The following is a 22,385-nucleotide window of genomic DNA, read 5'->3' as shown; positions in this document are numbered from 1 at the left end:
TTTAGGGGCTGTTGATAATTCCGGATTGAATAACAATTCCCATGCCCCCATTCTTTAACATTGGGCTATTTATGCGTATAATGCCAAGGTTATTGTGCATTCAATGCAAGATTTTATTTTTATACAACGTGGAAAAAACAAATGTCGAATGAAAATGTAGATTACAAAAACACGCTTAACCTGCCTGCGACAGGGTTTCCAATGCGTGGCGATCTGGCGAAACGCGAGCCAGTCATGCTTAAAAATTGGTATGAGAAAAAACTTTACGAAAAAATCAGACAATCTGCACAAGGGAAAAAATCCTTTATTCTGCACGATGGCCCTCCTTATGCCAACGGTTCAATTCATATCGGACACGCTGTAAATAAAATTCTGAAAGACATTATTGTGAAATCCAAAACCGCGGCAGGTTTTGACAGCCCTTATATCCCGGGGTGGGATTGCCACGGTTTGCCGATTGAATTGAAAGTAGAAGGCTTGGTGGGAAAACCAGGGGACAAAATTTCTGCGGCACAATTCCGCGAAGAATGTCGTAACTATGCACGCGAGCAAGTGGAAGGGCAAAAGAAAGATTTTATCCGCCTAGGAGTGTTAGGGGATTGGGATAATCCTTATTTAACAATGAATTACGACACCGAGGCGAACATTATTCGCACTTTGGCTAAAGTGGTCGAAAACGGTCATCTTTACAAAGGTTATAAACCAGTGCATTGGTGTTTGGATTGTGCATCTTCTTTAGCAGAAGCCGAGGTGGAATACGAAGATAAAACTTCCCCGTCTATCTATGTGAAATTCCCCGCCACCGATGAAAGTGCGGTACTAAATAAATTTAATTTAAGCGAAGCAGGCAGCGGTGAAGTAGCTGCGGTGATCTGGACAACCACCCCTTGGACATTGCCGTCAAACCGCGCGATCGCAGTGAATGCCGATCTTGTTTACCAATTATTACAATTTGGCGACAAGCGTTTGATCTTAGCGAAAGATTTGGTGGAAAGCGTACAAAAAGCACTAGGCGAAGAGAACGTGAAAGTGCTAGGTGAAGCAAAAGGGGCGGATTTAGAACTTCTTCGCTTTAACCACCCATTCTATGATTACAGCGTGCCAGTGATTTTAGGTGATCACGTTACCACTGATGGGGGTACAGGTTTGGTTCACACCGCGCCAGATCACGGTCAAGACGACTATTTGGTAGGCTTAAAATATGGCTTAGAAATGGCAGCATTAATTAATGATGCTGGTGTATTTAAAGCAGAAACGCCATTTTTTGCCGGCAAAGGCGTGTTTGAAAGCAATGATTTAGTCATCGAAAAACTGAAAGAAACAGGTAACTTATTGAAATTAGAAAAAATTCGCCATAGTTACCCACATTGCTGGCGACACAAAACGCCAATTATTTTCCGTGCCACACCGCAATGGTTCATTGGAATGGAAACAAATGGCTTACGTCCGCAAGCCTTAAGCGAAATCAAAAAAGTGCGTTGGATTCCTGATTGGGGCCAAGCGCGCATTGAAGCAATGGTGGAAAATCGTCCAGATTGGTGTATCTCCCGTCAGCGTACTTGGGGCGTGCCAATGGCGTTATTTATCCACAAAACCACCGAAGAATTACACCCACGCACCCTTGAACTTATCGAGCAAGTGGCGCAACTGGTGGAACAATCGGGTATTCAAGCTTGGTGGGATCTTGATCCAAAAGATCTGCTTGGTGATGATGCAGAAAATTATCGAAAAGTGCCAGATACCCTTGATGTATGGTTCGATTCAGGATCGACTTATTTCTCTGTGGTGAAAGCGCGTCCAGAGTTTAACGGCTTAAGTGCGGATATGTATCTTGAAGGTTCGGATCAGCACCGTGGTTGGTTTATGTCATCGCTAATGCTTTCCACCGCAACGGATAACCAAGCGCCTTATAAGCAAGTGCTAACTCACGGTTTCACCGTAGATGGCAAAGGGCGCAAAATGTCAAAATCCATCGGAAATATTGTGACCCCGCAAGAAGTGATGGACAAATTCGGTGGCGATATTTTACGTTTATGGGTAGCTTCAACGGATTACACCGGTGAGATGTCTGTTTCAGATGAAATCTTAAAACGTGCAGCCGATAGCTATCGCCGCATTCGTAACACGGCGCGTTTCCTTTTGGCGAACCTAAATGGTTTTGATCCAAAACGCGATTTAGTTAAACCAGAAGAAATGATCGTACTCGATCGCTGGGCGGTGGATTGTGCCTTGAATGCACAAAAAGAGATCCAAGAAGCTTATGATAATTATCAGTTCCACGCCGTTGTTCAGCGTTTAATGAAATTCTGTTCAATCGAAATGGGATCATTCTATTTAGATATTATCAAAGACCGCCAATACACCACCAAAGCGGATAGCCTTGCGCGCCGTAGCTGCCAAACAGCCTTATGGCATATTGCCGAAGCCTTGGTGCGTTGGATTGCGCCGATTTTATCTTTCACTGCTGATGAAATTTGGCAATATATCCCCGGTGAACGCGCGGAATTTGTATTTACCGAAGAGTTTTATGACGGCTTATTCCCATTAAGCGCAAAAGAAACAATGAATGATGCTTACTGGCAACAAGTGTTGAAACTGCGTGATGAAGTAAACCGTGTGTTAGAGCAAGCCCGTGCAGATAAAACCATTGGCGCCGCATTGGAAGCAGAGGTTACCCTTTATGCGAACGATGAATACGCGAAGATTTTATCGCAGCTGGAAAATGAATTACGCTTTGTGCTGATCACGTCAAAAGCGCAAGTGAAACCATTAGCCGAAGCGGATGTGGAAGCAGGTGAAATAGAAGGCTTTAAAGTGAAAGTAGTTCGTTCCGCCAATGAAAAATGTCCGCGTTGCTGGCATTATTCTGATACCATCGGCACAAATCCAGCACACCCAACCCTGTGTTCACGCTGTGTTGAAAATGTGGACGGCGAAGGTGAAGTAAGACGCTTTGCATAAAATATGAAAAAATTCCACCGCACTTTGATTTAGCGAAATCACAAAGTGCGGTGCTTTTTTCACGAATTTTTTGTTTGGTGTAATTGAATTTGTAGGGCTGCCTGTCCTTACATTTGGAAACAACCTACATTTTGGAACAAATAGATGTCAAAATCTAAATCAGGTTTATCATTTCTCTGGCTAAGTGCGGTGGTATTTTGCTTAGATTTGTTTACCAAATATTTAGTGGTAAACCATTTTGAGCTGTACGAAAGTGTCCAAGTCTTGCCTATTTTTAATCTCACCTATGTGCGAAATTATGGTGCAGCATTTAGTTTTCTAGCGGATCACTCAGGCTGGCAGAAAAGCTTTTTTATCCTACTTGCCATTGGAATTTCCGTAATGCTCGTAATTTTCTTAGCCAAAAATAAAGCGAGCCAGAGGTTAAAAAACACCGCTTATGCGCTAATTATTGGCGGAGCGCTGGCGAATATGGCGGATCGTGCGTATCACGGTTTTGTGGTGGATTTTTTCGATTTCTACTGGCAACAATGGCATTATCCAGTCTTTAACGTGGCGGACATTGCCATTTGTATTGGTGCCGCGTTGCTTGCTATTGATGCCATCAAAAATAACGAGAAAAAAACGGAGAAAGCCCAGTGAAAATTATCTTAGCCAACCCGCGTGGCTTTTGTGCAGGGGTAGATCGTGCCATTAGCATTGTCGAATTAGCTTTAGAAATTCACGGCGCACCGATTTATGTCCGCCACGAAGTGGTGCATAACCGTTTTGTGGTGAATGGATTGCGTGAACGTGGTGCGGTGTTTGTGGAAGAATTAGATGAAGTGCCAGATGGCGCGATCGTGATTTTTTCCGCTCACGGTGTTTCCCAAGCGGTGCGTCAAGAAGCCAAAAGACGCGAGCTGAAAGTGTTTGATGCCACCTGTCCGTTAGTAACCAAAGTGCATATGCAAGTGGCACGTGCTAGCCGAAAAGGCACAAAAGCGGTGTTGATTGGACACGAAGGCCACCCTGAAGTAGAAGGCACAATGGGGCAATATGATAATGCACAAGGCGGTATTTATTTAGTGGAAGATGTAGAAGACATCGCCAAACTTGCGCTGACGAAAGAAGATGATATTACCTTTATGACGCAAACCACCCTTTCCATTGATGATACTAGTGAAGTGATTGCTGCGTTAAAAGAAAAATATCCCGCCATTCAAGGCCCACGCAAAAACGATATTTGCTATGCCACCACCAACCGCCAACAAGCGGTGAGAGAATTAGCCAAAATTGCTGATTTGGTGATTGTTGTTGGTTCAAAAAACTCTTCCAATTCCAACCGCTTAGCAGAGCTTGCCACCAGAATGGGCGTAACTGCGAAACTGATTGATGATGCCAATGATATTGACATCGCGTGGCTCAAAGAGGTTTCCACCATCGGTATTACCGCAGGCGCTTCCGCCCCTGAAGTATTAGTGCAATCGGTGGTTAATCGCTTAAGAGAATTAGGCGTAACCCAAGTGGAAGAGCTACAAGGCTGCGAAGAAAACACCGTGTTTGAAGTACCGAAAGAGTTACGGATTAAAGCGGTTCAGTAATTACCTCATCAAGCCACTTTCTTTAAGTGGCTTTTTTATCGCCTAATTTTCTAGCAAATTGTGCTATATGACTTTTCTCCGTAATTTGTAAATTACACTCCAAAAAATATTTTTAGATCTCTGTCACACTTCTTTATTTTACTCTTTGCTTTCCTTATTTTTTAGGCGTAAAAAGAAGATACATAAAACAGGTTAGAAAGGAGAGTGTTATGCCAAATATTGTTTTAAACCGCATTGATGAGCGTTTGATCCACGGTCAAGTGGGCGTGCAGTGGGTTGGCTTTGCTGGCGCGAATTTGGTATTAGTGGCCAATGATGAAGTGGCAGAAGATCCAATGCAACAAAATTTGATGGAAATGGTGCTTGCTGAGGGCATTGATGTGCGTTTTTGGCCTTTGCAAAAGGTGATTGACAATATCCATCGTGCGGCGGATCGACAAAAAATCTTGCTTGTGTGCAAAACACCGAGTGATTTTTTAACCTTAGTGCAAGGTGGCGTGCCAATTGAAAAAATTAACGTAGGCAATATGCATTATGAGGAGGGCAAAACACAGATCCATAAAACCGTATCCGTAAATGATAAAGACAGAGCGGCATTTGAACAGCTACGCCAGCTTGGCGTGCAGTGCTTTATTCAAGGTGTGCCAACCGAAGATGCAATAGATTTGTTTAAATTATTGTAAGAAAGAAGCGAGGAAACTATGGAAATTGGACTTTTACAGGCACTCTTATTGGGTGTACTTGCATTCTTTGCAGGTCTTGACCTCTATAATGGTTTAACGCATTTTCATAGACCAGTTGTATTAGGGCCTATTGTGGGAGCGATTTTAGGGGATTTACAAACAGGGATTTTAGTTGGCGGTACCCTTGAATTAGTCTGGATGGGGCTTGCACCATTAGCAGGCGCACAGCCTCCGAATGTGATTATCGGTACGATCGTGGGAACGGCATTTGCCATCACCACCAAAACCGATCCAAAAGTCGCCGTTGGGGTTGCTGTGCCGTTTGCCATTGCAGTGCAAATGGGGATCACTTTCTTATTCTCCGTAATGTCAGCGGTTATGTCCCGTTGTGATCAAATGGCGGAAGAAGCCAATCTCAAAGGCATTGATTATGTGAACTATCTTGGTTTATTAGTGCTGGGTACGTTCTATTTCTTCTGTGCGTTCTTGCCAACTTACTTTGGCGCGGAATATGCAGGTAAAATCATTGCAATGTTGCCAAAAGAAGTGATTGATGGTTTAGGCGTGGCAGGGGGCATTATGCCAGCTATCGGGTTTGCGGTATTAATGAAAATTATGATGAAAAATGCCTATATCCCTTATTTTATCCTAGGTTTTGTGGGTGCTGCTTGGCTTAATCTGCCAGTGTTAGCAATTGCTGCCGCGGCAGTGGCAATGGCATTGATTGATTATATGCGTAAAGGCAATACTGAAACAAAAGCAACGCAAAAAGAGGAGTTTCAAGATGGAATCTAAAGCACGTCAAAGCGTACAAAATGACAATGTGTACGAAGATCAAACAATGGGTACAGAACTCACTAAATCTGATATTAATACGATGGCGTGGCGTTCTTTATTACTACAAGCTTCTTTTAACTATGAGCGTATGCAAGCGGCCGGTTGGTTATATGGAATTAGCCCCGCATTGAAAAAAATTCACACCAACAAAGCGGATTTAAGCAAGGCAATGAAAGGACATTTGGGCTTTTTCAACACCCACCCATTCCTTGTTACATTCGTAATGGGTATTGTGCTGGCAATGGAACGTTCCAAACAAGAAGTGAACGCCATTCAAAGTACAAAAATCGCCGTGGGTGCGCCATTAGGGGGCATTGGTGATGCCTTATTCTGGTTCACCTTATTGCCAATTTGTGGTGGTATTGGCGCAAGTTTGGCGTTACAAGGATCGATCCTTGGGGCGATTTTCTTCTTTGTAGTATTCAATATCGTGCATTTTGGTTTACGTTTTGGTCTAGCCCATTATGCCTACAAAATGGGGGTAGCAGCTATTCCAACCATTAAGGCTAACACGAAAAAAGTGTCACACGCCGCATCAATGATCGGTATGACCGTGATTGGCGCATTAGTTGCCACTTACATTCGTTTCCAAACCACCGCAGAAATCACCGCTGGTGATGCCGTGGTGAAAGTGCAAGCTGATGTGTTAGACAAGCTAATGCCAGCCTTTTTACCATTGGTGTACACCTTATTGATGTACTATTTAGTGAAACGCAACTGGTCGCCATTACGCTTAATCATTCTCACCGTAGTGATTGGTATCGGCGGACGTTTTGCGGGTATCCTATAAATATTATTGTGATGAGTGCCGAGTGTTTGCTCGGCATTTTTTATCTATTTTAGATCAATAAGGAGAAAAAGATGACAACCTTGATCGTGAGCGGACACGGACATTTCGCCACAGGGCTACAAAGTGCGCTGGAGCAAATTATTGGGCAATATCCAAAGGTGGCCTTTTTTGATTTTGATGACAAGCAAACCACGCCAGAACAATTACGCCAAAATATCGAACAATATCTCAAGGCGGAACAGGAAAGTGCGGTGCTTTTTTGCTGCGATATTTTAGGTGGCACGCCATTTCGCCAATGTGCGATGATTGCACAACAGTTTGAGTGCGCAGAGGTAATTGTTGGCACGAATTTACAAATGCTGATTGAAACCATAATGGCGAAAGATGAGCTTGAGTTTTTTGAGTTAGTTACACAAGCCCTAGCTAGCGCAAATCAAGGCATCACCACACTTTCAGCACAACAAACAGCAAAAAGAACGGCACGCGCAGAAGATGATGGTATTTGAGACTATTTCTCGTACCAAATTTTATTCACAAATAACGTCACTAAGCCAGATGGTGTATGGACTTTCACTTCATCATCTACTTCTTTCCCAATTAAGGCGCGCGCCACAGGGCTGTCAATGGAGATCCAATTTTTAGTGGGATCAAACTCATCACAGCCCACGATACGGTATTGATTTTCCTCGCCATTTTCATTTTCAAGGCTTACCCAAGCACCAAAAAAGATCTTCCCTTCCTGTCTAGGGTGATAATCCACAATCTGCAACACTTCTAAACGTTTTGTCAAAAAGCGGACACGGCGATCAATTTCACGCAAACGGCGCTTACCATAAATATATTCGGCATTTTCACTGCGATCCCCTAATGCCGCCGCATCAGACACCGCTTGCGTAACCTTAGGACGCTCTTCCTTCCACAAAAATTTCAATTCTTGATCCAGCGCATTCCAGCCACTACGCGTAATGTAATTTGATTTTGACATTGTGCTATACCTTTACTTTTGAATTTATAAAAACTATTCATCAAACGGATTGAATAATTTTATCCCCATACGTGAGAAATCAGCGGTGTTTCTTGTAACAAGAGTAAGACCATATTGAATAGCACTAGCAGCAATCCAAGCATCATTTTCGGGACAGTGATCGGGAATATGTAATGTTGCACAGATCTGTGCTGTTTTAGCATCAAGATGAAGAATACGATTTGCAAAGCCTATTTTTATGGTGTTTTCAAACCATTGACGGAGTATTTTTCCTTGCCAAGGATCTTTACGTTCTTTAGCTAAAATGCCACGTTCTAATTCCATCATTACGACAATATTCGTATAAATTTGCTGTTCATTAATTTCAGATAACCAACGAATAACTCCTTGGTTTGCTTTCCCACTTTTAATTTTACGAATTTCACTTAATACATTAGTATCAATAAAATACATTTTGTCCTCTAATCATCAAGTTCAATGGGGGCACGTTGCTTTGTTGAACGAGGTTGAATTTCTAATTCAATATCAGCTTCATCTTGTGGCATTAATGCCTCTAACGCATTACGAGGTGAAAGAGAGCGTAACGTTTTCTGATAATCGGTATAGCTCATTAACACATAAGTTGGTTCACCTCGATTAGTTACAATAACCGGTGCGATTTGTGCCGCTTTTTGTGCCTGATTGAGATGTTGATTAAATTCTCGGCTGGTCATAATCGTCATTTTGAGCTCCTTGTAGTGATGTTTCTACAATGTAGTGCAAAAGAAAAAAATAACAAGAAAAAATTGTAGGTTAAATTTGTGGCAAATAAACATTTGAGCAAAGCCCGTAAAACCAGTATCCTATGGCAATTTTTACTAATCAAAATAAGAGCCAATGCTAAATCAACAAATTTCCCAAATTATTGCCGCAGAGCTTGCGGTGCGTCCGCAGCAGATTTTAGCTGCCATTCAATTATTGGACGAAGGCAACACCATTCCTTTTATTGCGCGTTATCGTAAAGAAGTAACGGGTGGCTTAGATGACACCCAATTACGTCATTTTGAAACCCGCTTGATTTATTTGCGCGAGTTAGAAGATCGCCGTCAAACCATTTTGAAATCCATTGAAGAACAGGGCAAATTGACGGAGGAATTACGCAACCAAATCCAACAAACCCAAAGCAAAACTGAGCTGGAAGATTTGTATTTGCCGTACAAACCGAAACGCCGTACCAAAGGGCAAATCGCCATTGAAGCAGGGCTTGAGCCGTTGGCGGAAAGCCTTTGGAATGATCCAAGCCAAGATCCTGAAGCTGCCGCAAACGCTTATATTGACGCAGAGAAAGGTTTTGCCGATAGCAAGGCCGTGTTAGACGGCGCGCGTTATATTTTAATGGAACGCTTTGCGGAAGATGCACAATTATTGGCGAAAGTGCGTCAGTATCTACAACAAAGTGCGGTGTTAATTTCTAAAGTTTTAGAAGGTAAAGAACAGGAAGGGGAAAAATTCCAAGATTATTTTGATCACCAAGAGCTTTGGCATAATGTGCCTTCGCACCGTGCTTTAGCAATGTTCCGTGGACGTAATGAGGGCATTTTGCAGTTGAGCTTAAATGCTGATCCAGAACAGGAAGAAGGGGCGCGTCAGAGTTATTGTGAAGAAATTATTCGCCAACATTTGGGCGTGCATTTCAACCAACAGCCAGCGGACAAATGGCGTGAACAGGTAATCAGCTGGACGTGGCGGATTAAGGTTTCATTGCATTTAGAAACAGAATTAATGAGCCAGCTGCGTGAAAAAGCGGAAGAAGAAGCCATCAATGTTTTTGCGCGAAATCTTACCGCACTTTTAATGGCTGCCCCAGCTGGCGCTAAAACCACAATGGGGTTAGATCCGGGGTTGCGTACAGGCGTGAAAGTTGCCGTTGTGGATAATACAGGAAAATTATTGGCTACGGATACGATTTATCCACATACAGGACAAGCAGCAGCGGCGATGGCGAGCCTTTATCAATTAATCGAACGCCATAATGTGGAACTGATCGCTATTGGAAATGGCACGGCATCAAGAGAAACAGAACGCTTTGCCAAAGAGGTATTGAAGCAAATCTCAGGACAAAAACCACAAACCGTGGTGGTGAGCGAAGCGGGCGCGTCTGTTTATTCTGCTTCCGAATTAGCCGCACAAGAATTTCCACAGCTTGATGTATCTTTGCGTGGTGCGGTGTCCATTGCGCGCCGTTTGCAAGATCCGCTCGCGGAATTAGTAAAAATTGAGCCAAAAGCCATTGGAGTGGGGCAATATCAGCACGATGTGAACCAAACTCAATTAGCGCGCAAATTAGATGCGGTGGTGGAGGATTGTGTGAATGCGGTGGGCGTGGATCTTAATACTGCTTCTGTACCGTTACTTGCTCGCGTGGCAGGAATGACCAAAACGCTCGCGCAAAATATCGTACAATTCCGCGATGAAAATGGCCGTTTTGAAAATCGTGAAGAGCTGAAAAAAGTGTCCCGTTTAGGGCCAAAAGCCTTTGAACAATGTGCGGGCTTTATGCGTATTTCTGCGGGACAAAATCCTCTTGATGCGTCAGGCGTTCACCCTGAAACCTATCCTGTGGTGGAAAAAATATTGCAAGCCACGCAGCAATCTATCCAAGATTTAATGGGCAACGCCAGTGCCATTCGTCAGCTCGATCCAAAACAATTTATTGATGAACAATTTGGTTTGCCAACGGTGCAGGATATTTTCAAAGAGCTAGAAAAACCGGGGCGTGATCCGCGTGGAGAATTTAAAACTGCCACCTTTATGGACGGTGTGGAAGAAATCAGTGATTTGAAAGCAGGAATGATCCTTGAGGGAACGGTAACCAACGTAACCAACTTTGGTGCGTTTGTGGATATTGGCGTTCATCAGGACGGGCTGGTACATATTTCTTCCCTTTCCAATAAATTTGTGGAAGATCCGCACGATGTGGTGAAAACAGGGGATATTGTGAAAGTCAAAGTGTTGGAAGTGGACGTGGCGCGTAAGCGTATCGCGCTGACAATGCGTTTAGACGAACAGCCTGTGGATAAATCACAAAATGGCGAAAAAAATCACGTCACTTTGACGGCGAAAAATCAGCGTAACGCACAAGCAGCGCGTAAGCCACAAAATAACAGCGCAATGGGCAATGCCTTTGCTGATGCGTTGAAGAATTGGAAAAAATAAAGGGAAAATTGAATGACAAAAAATACCTTTATTATTGGCTTTATGCTGTTTGCTATTTTTTTTGGTGCGGGAAATTTGATTTTTCCGCCCAAATTAGGCTTTGAAACAGGCACGGAATTTTTGCCGTCTATCTCAGGCTTTGTGCTAACTGGCGTGGGCTTGCCACTGCTTGGCATTATTGTTGGCGCGTTTTACCGCGGTGGTTATATGGCCGCGTTACGCCAAATTCACCCGTGGTTTTCTGTGCTATTTTTGGTGTCTATTTCCCTTGCGGTCGGGCCTTTTTTTGCTGGCCCAAGAACAGGCGCGATGTCTTATGAAATGGTGATGATCCCTTTTCTTAAAGAAGCAGATAGCCTTTCCCAACTGTTGTTCACGCTGGCTTATTTCGCACTCACTTTATGGCTGAGCCTAAATCCCTCTAAAATGGTGGAACGCATAGGCTCTATTCTCACCCCTGTGTTATTGCTGGCGATTATTGCGTTGGTGGTCAAAGCCGGGCTAATGTTGGTGGGAAAAACACCTTTACCAATGCCTGCGGCAAGCCATACTTATTTTTTCAATGGGGCGATTAATGGCTATTTAACGATGGACGCATTGGCTTCCATCGCCTTTTCCACAATGGTGCTAGGAGCGATCAAATCCAGCGCAGTAAAAGCGGTTTCATTACAAAAACAAACCATTTTTGCCGCAATGATCGCAGGGGTTGCCTTGGCATTTATTTATATTTCCCTTGGTTGGGTGGGCAATCATTTGATCATTTCCCCTGATGTGCTGGCGCAGTTACATCAAAATAAACAGGATCTTGGCACTTATATTTTAAACCACGTTACCGCAATGGCCTTTGGTGAGCTAGGGCGATTGGTGCTGAATATCATTGTGTCGCTGGCTTGTTTAACCACGGCGGTGGGGCTGTGTGCTTCGATTAGCAGCTATTTTCATCAGCAATTTCCGCGATTTTCTTACCGCACTTATGCGATCCTATTTTGTTTGATTAGCTTTGTGATCGCCAATTTAGGGCTAAAAGAAGTGATTGGGCTTTCTTTGCCAGTGTTGATGATTTTATATCCCATTACCATTACGGTCATTCTGTTGCTATTAATTAATTTATTTTTGCCAATGCCGATCTTGGCTCACCGTTTAGCCATTGGTTTGGTAACCTTGGTGTCGATTTTATCCGTGCTGGGTTCAGGCAAAATGGATTTTCTCGAACAGCTTCCGCTTAAGCCTTATTCCATCGAATGGCTGCCTTTCGCCTTGGTGGGCTTGGTGGCAGGCTATTTACTGCACTGGCGTAAGCGACAAGGTATTTTGTCGATTATTCAAGAAAGCAAAGTAAAATAATTTATCCCAAAGAAAAGGATTGAGCCTAATGTTCAATCCTTTTTTATTTTAAAGTGCGGTGTTTTTTTTCCGTATTTTTAGCCATAAAAAAGCGGGTGAATTTTCACCCGCACTTTTTGTCTAGCTCTCTTTCACTGCGTCACCTTCGAGCGGTAAGTCTGCTTGCTCCCAGCCCATAAAACCGCCTTGCATACTATACACATTATCGTAGCCTTGCTCGATAAGAAATGCGCCTACGTTGCGGCTGCTGATACCGTGATAACAGCTCACGATAATGGGATCATCATAATCCACTTTTTGCTGAAATTCGCCATAGCTTTGGTTGGTTAGGTGAAACGCACCCTTTGGGTGGCTATGAGTAAAACGGGGGAAATCGCGAATGTCCACCAGCGTGGCATTTTCTTCGTTCATCATTTGCCAAGCCTGCTGTGGCGTGATTTCTTTAAGTGCGGTCATTTTTTTCCTTATTTTTATTTATGCGTGAAATAATGCGCTATCTTATTGATATAGATCAATTTGTTCAAGACCTTTGCGATTTTTTCAAGTAAAATAACCGCACTTTTGATTTAGCTGATTTAGGACTATGCCTCAAATTTCGGAAAAACTCACTGCTTACGCACAATTAATGCGTTTTGACAAACCCATTGGCACATTATTGTTATTGTGGCCAACGCTTTGGGCATTGTTTTTGGCAGAGAAAAATTTTCCGCCCGTTTCGGTGCTAATGGTGTTTGTACTTGGCGTAATCATTATGCGCGCCGCAGGTTGCGTGATTAATGATTATGCGGATCGTCATATTGACGGCAAAGTAAAACGCACTTCACAGCGTCCTTTAGCAACGGGAAAAATCAGCGAAAAAGAAGCTAAATTACTTTTTGCAGGGCTGATATTCTGCGCCTTTATTTTGGTGCTATTTCTGAATTATTACGCCATTGGCTTGTCTTTTATTGCGGTGCTGTTAGCCTTTATTTATCCCTTTATGAAACGCTATACCCACCTTCCGCAATTTTTCTTAGGGGCGGCTTTTGGTTGGTCTATTCCTATGGCCTATGGAGCGTTAATCGCACAACTGCCCTTAGAATGTTGGCTACTGTTTATGGCGAATTTAGCCTGGACGGTGGCTTATGACACGCAATATGCGATGGTGGATCGTGATGATGATTTGCGCATTGGGGTGAAATCCACCGCTATTTTGTTTGCGCAATATGACAATAAAATCATCGCCTTGTTGCAATTTATTGCCTTAGGATTGCTCGTTCTCATCGGCTACCAATCCCATTTGCATTATAGTTATTTTATTTTACTTGCGCTCACGGCATTGCTTTTTGTTTATCAATGTAAACTCACTCGCCATCGCCGCCGTGAGGACTGTTTCAAAGCCTTTTTAAATAATAATTATGTGGGAATGGGCGTGTTTATCGCTTTTCTTGCAGGCATCTTTTTTGCCTAATTTGGAGTAAAATCAAGCCATAAAATGCAATTTTTTCCGCTGTTTTTACTCTAAATGATCGGCACAATTTGGTTATCAAAAAATAATCTGCTTATTTCTACTTGAAATTGTCTTTTTTATCCCCATATCTCTGATAAATTTTTATCCAAAATAAAAGGAACTTCTATGACAACGATCGTAAGTGTACGCCGTAATGGCAAGGTGGTTGTGGGCGGAGACGGTCAGGTTTCCCTTGGCAACACAGTAATGAAAGGTAACGCGCGCAAGGTGCGCCGCTTATATAACAATAAAGTGTTGGCAGGTTTTGCTGGCGGCACCGCAGATGCATTCACCCTGTTTGAATTATTTGAACGTAAGCTGGAAATGCACCAAGGGCATTTACTTAAAAGTGCGGTGGAATTAGCTAAAGATTGGCGTACCGACCGCGCATTGCGTAAACTTGAAGCGATGTTGATCGTGGCAGACGAGAAAGAAAGCCTGATCATTAGCGGAATTGGTGATGTGGTACAGCCAGAAGAAGATCAAATTTTGGCCATTGGTTCGGGCGGCAACTATGCAATGTCTGCAGCACGCGCATTAGTGCAAAATACCGATCTTTCAGCCCGTGAAATTGTAGAAAAATCACTCAAGATTGCAGGGGATATTTGCGTTTATACCAACACAAATTTCACCATTGAAGAATTGCCTTAACGCGTAGATTTAAAATGGCGTGGATTTATTTAGTTTGTGCAGGTTTGCTTGAAATTGGCTGGCCAATTGGTTTGAAGATTGCCACTCAGCCTAACAAAGCACTATTGGGATCACTGCTTGCGATTATTTTTATGATCGGCAGTGGCGCATTGCTTTACCTTGCACAGCGAACCATACCAATGGGTACAGCCTATGCCGTATGGACAGGAATTGGGGCTGCTGGTGCTTTTATTGTTGGTGTGCTGTTTTATGATGATGCACTCACATTTTGGCGAGCATTAGGGGCAATGATGATTGTAGGTGGTGTTATCGTGTTAAAATTAACATCACATTAATTCCATTTGTTTTGTATAAATGGTTTAGAAAAAAGGATTACATTATGTCTGAAATGACACCTCGTGAAATTGTTTCTGAATTAGATCAACATATTATCGGTCAAGCCGATGCAAAAAGAGCAGTGGCTATCGCCCTGCGTAACCGCTGGCGTAGAATGCAATTACAAGAGCCGTTGCGCCACGAAGTTACGCCAAAAAATATCTTAATGATTGGGCCGACTGGGGTGGGTAAAACAGAAATTGCACGCCGTTTAGCGAAATTAGCCAATGCACCTTTCATTAAAGTGGAAGCCACCAAATTTACCGAAGTGGGTTATGTGGGTAAAGAGGTGGATTCCATTATTCGCGATCTCACCGACAGCGCAATGAAACTCGTGCGTCAAACAGAAATCGAAAAAAATCGTTTCCGTGCGGAGGAAGCCGCGGAAGATCGCATTTTAGATGCCTTATTGCCACCAGCTAAAAATCAATGGGGTGAAGTGGAAAATCACGATACCAATAGCAGCACTCGTCAAGTGTTCCGCAAAAAATTGCGTGAAGGACAGCTTGATGATCGTGAAATTGATATTGATGTTGCTGCACCATCAATGGGCGTGGAAATTATGGCACCACCAGGAATGGAAGAAATGACGAGCCAGTTGCAGTCAATGTTCCAAAATCTTTCGAGTGGCAAAACCAAAACCCGCAAAATGAAAATTAAGGACGCGTTCAAAGCCCTTGTTGATGATGAAGCAGCGAAATTAATTAATCCTGAAGAACTTAAACAAAAAGCTATTGATGCAGTAGAGCAAAACGGCATTGTCTTTATTGATGAGATTGACAAAATCTGTAAAAAAGGCGAATACAGTGGTGCTGATGTTTCACGCGAGGGCGTGCAACGTGATTTATTGCCATTAGTGGAAGGTTCAACCGTTAGTACTAAACACGGAATGGTGAAAACCGATCATATCTTGTTTATTGCCTCAGGTGCATTCCAAGTGGCGCGTCCTTCTGATTTAATTCCTGAATTACAAGGGCGTTTGCCAATTCGCGTTGAACTTTCCGCTCTCACCGCGGAAGATTTTGAGAGAATCCTTACTGAGCCAAACGCCTCTTTAACCGAGCAGTACAAAGCCTTAATGGCAACAGAAGGCGTGAATATTACTTTCACCCAAGATGCAATTAAGAAAATTGCTGAAGCCGCTTTCCGTGTCAATGAGAAAACTGAAAACATCGGCGCGCGCCGTTTGCATACGGTAATGGAGCGTTTAATGGATAAAATTTCCTTCAACGCCAGCGATATGAACGGCGAACAAGTTACCATTGATGGCGCTTACGTTGCAGATGCCCTCGGCGAAGTGGTAGAAAACGAAGATTTAAGTCGTTTTATTCTGTAAGACATTGATGTTATAAATAAAAAGAGCGGTGGAAAATTTCAAGATTTTTCACCGCTCTTTTATTTGCAACATAATTACATAGAATTGGCGATTGCCAGAAATTCTTCTTCGGTTAAAATTTTCACGCCTAATTCAAGGGCTTTGTTGAGTTTCGAGCCTGCGTTATCGCCCGCGATTAAATAATCGGTTTTGGCGGAAACGCTGCCGGTAACTTTACTGCCGAGCTGTTGCAATAAGGCTTTGGCATCGTTGCGTGCCATTTGGGTCAGCGTGCCGGTGAGTACCACGGTTTTACCTTTTAGTGGATTTTCACCTACTTCCTGCACTTGCACATCGTCCCAATGTACACCTTGGCTGATCAGATCGTTTACCACGTCCACATTATGCGGTTCACGCCAAAATACGAAAATGCGATTTGCCACCACTTCACCCACATCAGGCACTTCTTGCAGCTGCTCAATAGTCGCATTTTTCACAGTATCTAAATTTTTAAAATGATTGGCTAAATTGAGCGCCGTGGCTTCGCCCACATCGCGAATGCCAAGCGCAAAGATAAAACGTGCAAGGGTGGTTTTCTTTGCTTTTTCTAAGCTGTTTAACGCATTTTCGGCAGATTTTGGCCCCATTCGCTCTAAACGCATAAGGGTTACTTCGTCTAATTTAAACAGATCCGCAGGGGTGTGAATGAGTTCGCGATCTACCAGTTGCTCAATAAGTTTTGCCCCCACGCCATCAATATCCATTGCCTTGCGGGAAACAAAATGTTTAAGCGCTTCTTTGCGTTGCGCTTCGCAGAACAAGCCACCGGTACAACGCGCAACGGCTTCGCCCTCAATACGCACAATCACCGAGCCACACACAGGACAATGAGTTGGGAAAATAATCGGTTTTGCATTGGCTGGACGGCGATCTGCCACTACGCCAATAATTTGTGGGATAACGTCCCCAGCACGACGAATGATTACCGTATCACCAATGGCGATATTCAAACGTTCGATTTCATCGCCGTTATGCAAGGTGGCGTTACTTACGGTTACGCCTGCCACAAACACAGGCTCAAGTTTTGCCACAGGAGTAATTGCGCCTGTCCTGCCCACCTGAAATTCCACATCATTTAGCACGGTGAGTTCTTCTTGCGCAGGGAATTTATAGGCAATCGCCCAGCGTGGTGCTTTGGAAATAAAACCCAGTTGTTCCTGTAAGGCAATGTCGTTAATTTTCAGCACCGTGCCGTCAATGTCGTAACCTAAATGCGGACGTTTTTCTGCCATAGTGCGGTAGAATTTCAGCACATTTTCCACGCCATTACATAGCTCAATTTCTTTATTAACCGGAATACCGATGGATTTCAGCCATTGCAAGCGGGCAAAATGGGTATCGGGTAACTGGACGCCCTCTGCCACACCAATACCATAGGCATTAAGCATTAATGGGCGTTGGCGGGTAATTTTCGGATCAAGCTGACGCAACGATCCTGCCGCTGCATTGCGTGGGTTGGCAAAGGTTTTTTCCCCTTTGGCGAGCGCCATTTCATTGAGCTTTTCAAAGCCAGCTTGTGGCATAAACACTTCTCCGCGCACCTCTAAACGTGCTGGCGGATTGTCGGTTAAAAGCTGTAACGGAATATTGCGAATGGTGCGAATATTGGCAGTGATGTCCTCGCCTGTTGTGCCATCACCACGGGTTGCCGCTTGGGTTAGCACGCCATTTTCATACAAAATACTCACCGCTAAACCGTCTAATTTCGGTTCACAACAGAAAGTTAATGGCTCAGGCAACACGCCTAAGCGATCTTGGATACGTTTCACGAAAGCATTAAATTCTTCATCAGAAAAGGCATTATCCAATGAAAGCATTGGAATTTCGTGGGTTACCTGCGCAAAGCCTGCAAGGGGTTTTGCCCCGACCCGTTGTGTCGGTGAATGAGGATCGGCAAACTCGGGGTGGGCTTGCTCTAAGGCTTTTAATTGATGAAATAGGCGATCATATTCCGCGTCAGGAATTTTAGGATCATCTAAAACGTGATACTGATATTCGTGATAGCGCAAGGTTTGGCGTAATTGTTCAATTTGCTGGGCAAGGGTTTGTTCTGTCATTATTAAATTCCTTCTAAAAAATCACCGCACTTTTTCGTTAAAAATTGGCGCTTGTACAAATAATTAAGGCGGACACAGTGGCCCGCCAGTTGCGATAAAAGAAAGTGCGGTGCTTTTTTCTGTCTTTTTAAGCACTCACTTTAGCCAAATAGGCTTTTTCCGCATTGTCATCAAAAATTTCTTGTTGATCCGTTAGCACAAAGCCACCCAGTTCTTCGGCAAGGGTTTTAGCGGCACGGATCATCATTCGTAAATTGACGAGATCGTTACCGTGGGACGGCAGTTGCATAAATAATGCGATGCCCACGGTGTAGAAATCGACCATATTGTTTGGATCGAAGGTGCCGGGCTGTTGAATATTCGCTGCACTGAATAACACAGGACTTGCTACACTGAGATCCAAGTGGCGGTGGTAAATTTGTTGATGACCAAAAATAAAACCAAGATCATCAAGCACTCTGGCTAAATCAGCGCCGTTAAAATCACGATTTTCTGGTGATACTACATAAAGCATCAAGAAATCTTGAGCTTGGCTCGTTTGCTGTTCTTCTGCCTGTTGAGCTGGTGTGTTTTCTGCCACTTCCTCAAATTCTACGGTTGGGCGTTCACGTTCAATTTGAATCTGCGTTTCTGGCGCACTGGCTAGCACTTCAGATAATTTGTGTTCTGCGTGAATGCCTTCATCTGCGTTAATTGTCGCTTCAATTTCAGAGATAGTTGCCGTTGCCAAATTTTGTGGTGTTTGATAATTCGCAACGGGTTCAACATTGGCTTGAATAGGTTCTGGCTCATTTGGCAAACTAATTTTAATTTGATTAACCGCCTGCTCCACATTTTGGGGTTCTTCTCTTTGAGTCGTAGAAGGTGTAGAAAATGTATGTTGTTCCGTACCAAAATCTAAATGCTGTTGAGCTGGCTGAAGGCTTTCTGGCACAGCTTGTGTGGCATTTTCATTTTGAACCTGCTGATCAAGATTTTCTTGAGGTTGGCGAACGCGATAATCTTTGCTAAATGTTTTGCCATTTTCAAAAATTTGCGATTTTTCACGGCGGTTCGACCATATTCCGTGAACCACTAAAGCGATCAAGGCGATGACGCCTAAAATAATCAAAATAGTATTCAAATCCATTACTTGTTTTCTCCCAACTTTAAACCAAAGGGCGGCACAAATTGGTTGATAGCTTACCATATTTTGCAAATTCGGTGATATGCAAAAATTGATTTTTTTCACCGCACTTTGTATGCTAAACCGCATTTTTATTTGATCAGAGAGATTTATTAGGAAAAGTGATGTTGCAAGCAAAGGAACTTACACAAGGTTTTCACTATTTTGTGATGGGCTGGCATTTGATTACACAAAAAGGCTTAAGACGTTTTGTGATTATGCCAATTTTGCTCAATATTTTATTGCTTTCGGGGCTGTTTTGGCTGTTTATGAGTAACATTGGTGGGCTAATTGATAGCCTGATTAGCTATGTTCCCGATTGGTTGGCGTGGTTAAGTGGCATTTTGCTTGCGTTATCCATTTTTATGCTTTTAACCCTATTTTATTTTGCTTTTACCACTCTTTCAGGCTTTATTGCCGCCCCTTTCAACGGCTTGCTTGCAGAAAAAGTGGAGCAAATGCTCACGGGCGAAAATCTCATTGAAATGAGTACAATGGATTTCATCAAAGATATTCCACGAATGCTAGGCCGTGAATGGCAAAAATTATGGTATAGCTTACCAAAACTTATTGCCTTGTTTTTACTAAGTTTTATCCCTGTATTAGGGCAATCTATCGTCCCTGTGCTAACCTTTTTATTTACCGCGTGGATGATGGCAATTCAATATTGCGATTACCCTTTTGATAACCACAAAATTCCTTTCCATATTATGCGTAATGAATTGGGCGAAACACGCACGCTAAGTTTAACCTTTGGCAGCTTAATTACTTTTTGTACCTTTGTGCCAATCATCAATTTGGTGATTATCCCAGTGGCAGTATGCGGAGCAACGGCAATGTGGGTGGAAAAATATCGCGATAATGCCTTATTTGAATTTAAACCACATCACAAATCAACACAAAATAGTCGCGCGAAAATTGTCAATAATCAGCGAGATGCGTTAAAAAATCACTCAGATCGCTTTATTAACTAGTTGAAATTAAAGCCTAAATAGCCGTTAGTTATAAAATATAGCAAACGGCTATTTTTTATTGCTGAAAAACTATGCTACAAATGACCGCACTTTTAATTCAAATTAAATAGGTGAACACAATGACAATTTATAGCGATAATTCTTATTCCATCGGACGCACGCCTTTAGTCCGCCTTAAACATTTTGGCAACAATGACAATCTTGTGGTGAAAATCGAAGGGCGCAACCCAAGTTTTAGCGTGAAATGCCGTATTGGGGCGAATATGATCTGGCAAGCGGAAAAAGATGGTATTCTCACCAAAGACAAAGAAATTGTTGATGCCACTAGCGGTAACACAGGGATCGCCTTAGCCTATGTGGCGGCCGCTCGCGGTTATAAATTAACGCTCACAATGCCAGAAACAATGAGTTCTGAGCGCAAACGCCTATTAAGAGGCTTGGGCGTTAATCTTGTGCTAACCGAAGGCGCAAAAGGAATGAAAGGTGCTATTGCAAAAGCGGAAGAAATTGTGGCAAGCGATCCAAACCGTTATGTAATGCTGAAACAATTTGAAAATCCCGCCAACCCAGAGATTCACCGCCAAACCACTGGGGTAGAAATTTGGAATGATACGGACGGCAAAATTGATGTGTTGGTCGCAGGCATAGGCACAGGCGGCACCATCACAGGGATTTCTCGTGCGATCAAACTTGATCAAGGCAAACAAATTCTTTCTGTTGCCGTTGAGCCTGAAGAAAGCCCGGTGATCACGCAAACCCTAAATGGCGAAGAAGTGAAACCCGGCCCGCATAAAATTCAAGGCATCGGCGCAGGATTTATCCCGAAAAATCTCGATCTTTCCTTAATTGATCGCGTAGAACGCGTGGATAGCGAAACCGCCATTGCCACCGCGCGCCGTTTAATGGCGGAAGAAGGGATTCTAGCCGGCATTTCATCAGGCGCAACAGTAGCCGCCGCCGATCGCCTTGCTAAATTACCTGAATTTGCCGATAAACTGATTGTCGCCATTCTCCCTTCCGCCGCAGAGCGTTATTTAAGCACCGCGTTGTTTGAAGGAATTGAAGGTTAAGCATTATTGACGACAAATGGCTTAAGGGATTTATTTTAAGGAATAAATCCTTTTTTACGATAAAAATACGTTTACTTAATTGAAAAGAAAAGGGAATTTTAAAGTATAGAATGGCGGTGAGAGGGGGATTAGTATAGTTGTCTAGCGTATTGATTTTATTACCTCTTCATACTAGATTGTCATTTCGTATAACCAATCGTATAACTAAATTTACTTCTTCTTAAACCAAATTCCCCCAAAAACTCTTACTAATCCGTATAAAATATGCCCTAAAATCGGGCGTTTATTTTTGAGCATACATTGCAAAAATCGCTTGTCTGCTTCTTTTCGCGATACCGTGCCATTAATACCATAATCCCGATCGTGCTGATGACAGCAATCATTGACATCAGTAGGTGCAGATTTCCACCCTGTGCAGTAATGTTTCTTGCTCATAAACTCTCCAAAAAAAATGACCGCACTTTTGTGCGGCCATCTTGATTATTAATTGTCTTTAACCTTACCACCTGCAAAGAGATAAGGATTAACATAGCCCTCATATTCTTCCGGCACATAGTCTTCTGGCTGAGCTTTGATGAGTTCTTTCAAAGCCCATTCGTACGGGATTTGCGACCAATCAGGCACGCTTGGAATGGTAAAGGTGCTTACTGATAGTAACTCTTTGCCAGCATCTTTCATCGCTTTGGAGACATAAGATGCCATTGTGATGTAAGTAGAGTTATTCAAATAATCCACTTGTAATCCTGTTACTTCGTGATAGTTCACGCTTGCACCTGTGCGATTGTCTTCAAGTTGTTTTTCAATGTATTTCATAATGGTTTCCTTTTATTTTAGCTAATAAAAAAGCCCGC

23 protein-coding genes are annotated in these 22,385 nt (G+C 43.0%); 15 read left to right on the top strand and 8 right to left on the bottom strand.

Annotated features, from left to right (window positions below; all coding sequences use genetic code 11):
- Nucleotides 1-141: 141 nt before the first annotated feature.
- From ileS to agaF, 7 genes are all read left to right on the top strand, one after another.
- Entirely contained in the window at nt 142-2,961 is a 2,820-nt protein-coding gene (ileS, locus tag C3007_RS07385) for an isoleucine--tRNA ligase (RefSeq protein WP_103853844.1), read from the top strand.
- A gap of 144 nt (nt 2,962-3,105) precedes the next feature.
- Complete coding sequence (gene lspA / locus C3007_RS07380; protein ID WP_103853843.1) at nt 3,106-3,603, top strand: signal peptidase II; 498 nt, start codon at nt 3,106-3,108, stop codon at nt 3,601-3,603.
- Nucleotides 3,600-4,544: a 4-hydroxy-3-methylbut-2-enyl diphosphate reductase gene (gene ispH, locus C3007_RS07375; RefSeq protein WP_103853842.1), complete on the top strand. Its 945-nt coding sequence runs from the start codon at nt 3,600-3,602 to the stop codon at nt 4,542-4,544. The genes lspA and ispH overlap by 4 nt, the downstream gene beginning before the upstream one ends.
- A gap of 209 nt (nt 4,545-4,753) precedes the next feature.
- A complete protein-coding gene (agaV, locus tag C3007_RS07370) occupies nt 4,754-5,227 on the top strand; it encodes a PTS N-acetylgalactosamine transporter subunit IIB (RefSeq protein ID WP_103853841.1) in 474 nt (157 codons plus the stop codon).
- 18 nt (nt 5,228-5,245) lie between these two features.
- Entirely contained in the window at nt 5,246-6,022 is a 777-nt protein-coding gene (gene agaW / locus C3007_RS07365; RefSeq protein WP_103853840.1) for a PTS N-acetylgalactosamine transporter subunit IIC, read from the top strand.
- Nucleotides 6,012-6,854: a PTS N-acetylgalactosamine transporter subunit IID gene (agaE, locus tag C3007_RS07360; RefSeq protein ID WP_103853839.1), complete on the top strand. Its 843-nt coding sequence runs from the start codon at nt 6,012-6,014 to the stop codon at nt 6,852-6,854. Before agaW ends, agaE begins: the two co-directional genes overlap by 11 nt.
- A 71-nt stretch (nt 6,855-6,925) precedes the next feature.
- Nucleotides 6,926-7,360: a PTS galactosamine/N-acetylgalactosamine transporter subunit IIA gene (agaF, locus tag C3007_RS07355; protein WP_103853838.1), complete on the top strand. Its 435-nt coding sequence runs from the start codon at nt 6,926-6,928 to the stop codon at nt 7,358-7,360.
- A gap of 2 nt (nt 7,361-7,362) precedes the next feature.
- On the opposite strand, the gene greB is transcribed toward agaF, so the two are convergent.
- The 3 genes from greB to C3007_RS07340 are packed head-to-tail and all read right to left on the bottom strand — an operon-like array spanning nt 7,363 to nt 8,561.
- Nucleotides 7,363-7,839, bottom strand: a complete 477-nt coding sequence (greB, locus tag C3007_RS07350; protein WP_103853837.1) for a transcription elongation factor GreB — start codon at nt 7,837-7,839, stop codon at nt 7,363-7,365.
- 33 nt (nt 7,840-7,872) lie between these two features.
- Nucleotides 7,873-8,292 (bottom strand): type II toxin-antitoxin system VapC family toxin, encoded by a 420-nt coding sequence (locus C3007_RS07345; RefSeq protein WP_103853836.1) that lies wholly within the window; start codon nt 8,290-8,292, stop codon nt 7,873-7,875.
- Nucleotides 8,293-8,300: 8 nt separating this feature from the next.
- Nucleotides 8,301-8,561, bottom strand: a complete 261-nt coding sequence (locus C3007_RS07340; RefSeq protein WP_103853835.1) for a type II toxin-antitoxin system Phd/YefM family antitoxin — start codon at nt 8,559-8,561, stop codon at nt 8,301-8,303.
- Nucleotides 8,562-8,715: 154 nt separating this feature from the next.
- Here C3007_RS07340 and C3007_RS07335 point away from each other — a divergent pair, with 154 nt between their 5' ends.
- Both C3007_RS07335 and brnQ read left to right on the top strand, forming a co-directional pair.
- Nucleotides 8,716-11,034 (top strand): Tex family protein, encoded by a 2,319-nt coding sequence (locus C3007_RS07335; RefSeq protein WP_103853834.1) that lies wholly within the window; start codon nt 8,716-8,718, stop codon nt 11,032-11,034.
- 12 nt (nt 11,035-11,046) lie between these two features.
- On the top strand, nt 11,047-12,378 hold the full coding sequence (gene brnQ / locus C3007_RS07330) for a branched-chain amino acid transport system II carrier protein (RefSeq protein ID WP_103853833.1): 1,332 nt from the start codon (nt 11,047-11,049) through the stop codon (nt 12,376-12,378).
- Between the two features lie 120 nt (nt 12,379-12,498).
- Here the strand turns inward: brnQ and glpE are convergent, their stop codons facing one another.
- The gene (gene glpE, locus C3007_RS07325) at nt 12,499-12,834 is read right to left on the bottom strand and encodes a thiosulfate sulfurtransferase GlpE (RefSeq protein WP_103853832.1); all 336 of its coding nucleotides are present in this window, start codon (nt 12,832-12,834) and stop codon (nt 12,499-12,501) included.
- Nucleotides 12,835-12,961: 127 nt separating this feature from the next.
- Between glpE and ubiA the strand changes: the two genes are divergently transcribed.
- The 4 genes from ubiA (at nt 12,962) to hslU (ending at nt 16,229) form a co-directional block, all read left to right on the top strand.
- A complete protein-coding gene (gene ubiA, locus C3007_RS07320; protein WP_103853831.1) occupies nt 12,962-13,828 on the top strand; it encodes a 4-hydroxybenzoate octaprenyltransferase in 867 nt (288 codons plus the stop codon).
- Nucleotides 13,829-13,993: 165 nt separating this feature from the next.
- Nucleotides 13,994-14,518 (top strand): ATP-dependent protease subunit HslV, encoded by a 525-nt coding sequence (gene hslV, locus C3007_RS07315; protein ID WP_103853830.1) that lies wholly within the window; start codon nt 13,994-13,996, stop codon nt 14,516-14,518.
- Between the two features lie 14 nt (nt 14,519-14,532).
- Complete coding sequence (locus tag C3007_RS07310; protein ID WP_103853829.1) at nt 14,533-14,853, top strand: DMT family transporter; 321 nt, start codon at nt 14,533-14,535, stop codon at nt 14,851-14,853.
- Nucleotides 14,854-14,897: 44 nt separating this feature from the next.
- On the top strand, nt 14,898-16,229 hold the full coding sequence (hslU, locus tag C3007_RS07305) for an HslU--HslV peptidase ATPase subunit (protein ID WP_103853828.1): 1,332 nt from the start codon (nt 14,898-14,900) through the stop codon (nt 16,227-16,229).
- Nucleotides 16,230-16,303: 74 nt separating this feature from the next.
- Here hslU and ligA read toward each other — a convergent pair whose 3' ends face one another.
- Together ligA and zipA are read right to left on the bottom strand one after the other, a co-directional pair.
- On the bottom strand, nt 16,304-18,325 hold the full coding sequence (ligA, locus tag C3007_RS07300; RefSeq protein WP_103853827.1) for an NAD-dependent DNA ligase LigA: 2,022 nt from the start codon (nt 18,323-18,325) through the stop codon (nt 16,304-16,306).
- Between the two features lie 127 nt (nt 18,326-18,452).
- Nucleotides 18,453-19,454 (bottom strand): cell division protein ZipA, encoded by a 1,002-nt coding sequence (gene zipA / locus C3007_RS07295; protein ID WP_103853957.1) that lies wholly within the window; start codon nt 19,452-19,454, stop codon nt 18,453-18,455.
- A gap of 161 nt (nt 19,455-19,615) precedes the next feature.
- Here zipA and cysZ point away from each other — a divergent pair, with 161 nt between their 5' ends.
- Both cysZ and cysK read left to right on the top strand, forming a co-directional pair.
- A complete protein-coding gene (cysZ, locus tag C3007_RS07290) occupies nt 19,616-20,464 on the top strand; it encodes a sulfate transporter CysZ (protein ID WP_103853826.1) in 849 nt (282 codons plus the stop codon).
- A 119-nt stretch (nt 20,465-20,583) separates the two neighbouring features.
- Entirely contained in the window at nt 20,584-21,534 is a 951-nt protein-coding gene (gene cysK / locus C3007_RS07285; RefSeq protein WP_103853825.1) for a cysteine synthase A, read from the top strand.
- A 210-nt stretch (nt 21,535-21,744) separates the two neighbouring features.
- On the opposite strand, the gene C3007_RS07280 is transcribed toward cysK, so the two are convergent.
- Both C3007_RS07280 and C3007_RS07275 read right to left on the bottom strand, forming a co-directional pair.
- Entirely contained in the window at nt 21,745-21,969 is a 225-nt protein-coding gene (locus tag C3007_RS07280; RefSeq protein ID WP_103853824.1) for a hypothetical protein, read from the bottom strand.
- A 48-nt stretch (nt 21,970-22,017) separates the two neighbouring features.
- Nucleotides 22,018-22,347, bottom strand: a complete 330-nt coding sequence (locus C3007_RS07275; RefSeq protein WP_103853823.1) for a hypothetical protein — start codon at nt 22,345-22,347, stop codon at nt 22,018-22,020.
- Nucleotides 22,348-22,385: the final 38 nt, after the last annotated feature.

This window comes from Avibacterium gallinarum, from assembly GCF_002921135.1.
GTDB classification, from domain to species: Bacteria; Pseudomonadota; Gammaproteobacteria; order Enterobacterales; family Pasteurellaceae; genus Avibacterium; species Avibacterium gallinarum.
This window is presented reverse-complemented; position numbering and strand designations above follow the sequence as displayed.

What these genes read in the sequence shown, in the direction of transcription:
- greB (WP_103853837.1), bottom strand. Translation starts at nt 7,839, where the DNA reads ATGTCAAAATCAAATTACATTACGCGTAGTGGCTGGAATGCGCTGGAT.
- lspA (WP_103853843.1), top strand. Translation starts at nt 3,106, where the DNA reads ATGTCAAAATCTAAATCAGGTTTATCATTTCTCTGGCTAAGTGCGGTG.
- ileS (WP_103853844.1), top strand. Translation starts at nt 142, where the DNA reads ATGTCGAATGAAAATGTAGATTACAAAAACACGCTTAACCTGCCTGCG.
- agaV (WP_103853841.1), top strand. Translation starts at nt 4,754, where the DNA reads ATGCCAAATATTGTTTTAAACCGCATTGATGAGCGTTTGATCCACGGT.
- agaF (WP_103853838.1), top strand. Translation starts at nt 6,926, where the DNA reads ATGACAACCTTGATCGTGAGCGGACACGGACATTTCGCCACAGGGCTA.
- C3007_RS07340 (WP_103853835.1), bottom strand. Translation starts at nt 8,561, where the DNA reads ATGACGATTATGACCAGCCGAGAATTTAATCAACATCTCAATCAGGCA.
- agaE (WP_103853839.1), top strand. Translation starts at nt 6,012, where the DNA reads ATGGAATCTAAAGCACGTCAAAGCGTACAAAATGACAATGTGTACGAA.
- cysZ (WP_103853826.1), top strand. Translation starts at nt 19,616, where the DNA reads ATGTTGCAAGCAAAGGAACTTACACAAGGTTTTCACTATTTTGTGATG.
- zipA (WP_103853957.1), bottom strand. Translation starts at nt 19,454, where the DNA reads ATGGATTTGAATACTATTTTGATTATTTTAGGCGTCATCGCCTTGATC.
- cysK (WP_103853825.1), top strand. Translation starts at nt 20,584, where the DNA reads ATGACAATTTATAGCGATAATTCTTATTCCATCGGACGCACGCCTTTA.
- hslV (WP_103853830.1), top strand. Translation starts at nt 13,994, where the DNA reads ATGACAACGATCGTAAGTGTACGCCGTAATGGCAAGGTGGTTGTGGGC.
- C3007_RS07345 (WP_103853836.1), bottom strand. Translation starts at nt 8,292, where the DNA reads ATGTATTTTATTGATACTAATGTATTAAGTGAAATTCGTAAAATTAAA.
- hslU (WP_103853828.1), top strand. Translation starts at nt 14,898, where the DNA reads ATGTCTGAAATGACACCTCGTGAAATTGTTTCTGAATTAGATCAACAT.
- C3007_RS07335 (WP_103853834.1), top strand. Translation starts at nt 8,716, where the DNA reads ATGCTAAATCAACAAATTTCCCAAATTATTGCCGCAGAGCTTGCGGTG.
- agaW (WP_103853840.1), top strand. Translation starts at nt 5,246, where the DNA reads ATGGAAATTGGACTTTTACAGGCACTCTTATTGGGTGTACTTGCATTC.
- glpE (WP_103853832.1), bottom strand. Translation starts at nt 12,834, where the DNA reads ATGACCGCACTTAAAGAAATCACGCCACAGCAGGCTTGGCAAATGATG.
- ubiA (WP_103853831.1), top strand. Translation starts at nt 12,962, where the DNA reads ATGCCTCAAATTTCGGAAAAACTCACTGCTTACGCACAATTAATGCGT.
- ligA (WP_103853827.1), bottom strand. Translation starts at nt 18,325, where the DNA reads ATGACAGAACAAACCCTTGCCCAGCAAATTGAACAATTACGCCAAACC.
- C3007_RS07280 (WP_103853824.1), bottom strand. Translation starts at nt 21,969, where the DNA reads ATGAGCAAGAAACATTACTGCACAGGGTGGAAATCTGCACCTACTGAT.
- C3007_RS07310 (WP_103853829.1), top strand. Translation starts at nt 14,533, where the DNA reads ATGGCGTGGATTTATTTAGTTTGTGCAGGTTTGCTTGAAATTGGCTGG.
- brnQ (WP_103853833.1), top strand. Translation starts at nt 11,047, where the DNA reads ATGACAAAAAATACCTTTATTATTGGCTTTATGCTGTTTGCTATTTTT.
- C3007_RS07275 (WP_103853823.1), bottom strand. Translation starts at nt 22,347, where the DNA reads ATGAAATACATTGAAAAACAACTTGAAGACAATCGCACAGGTGCAAGC.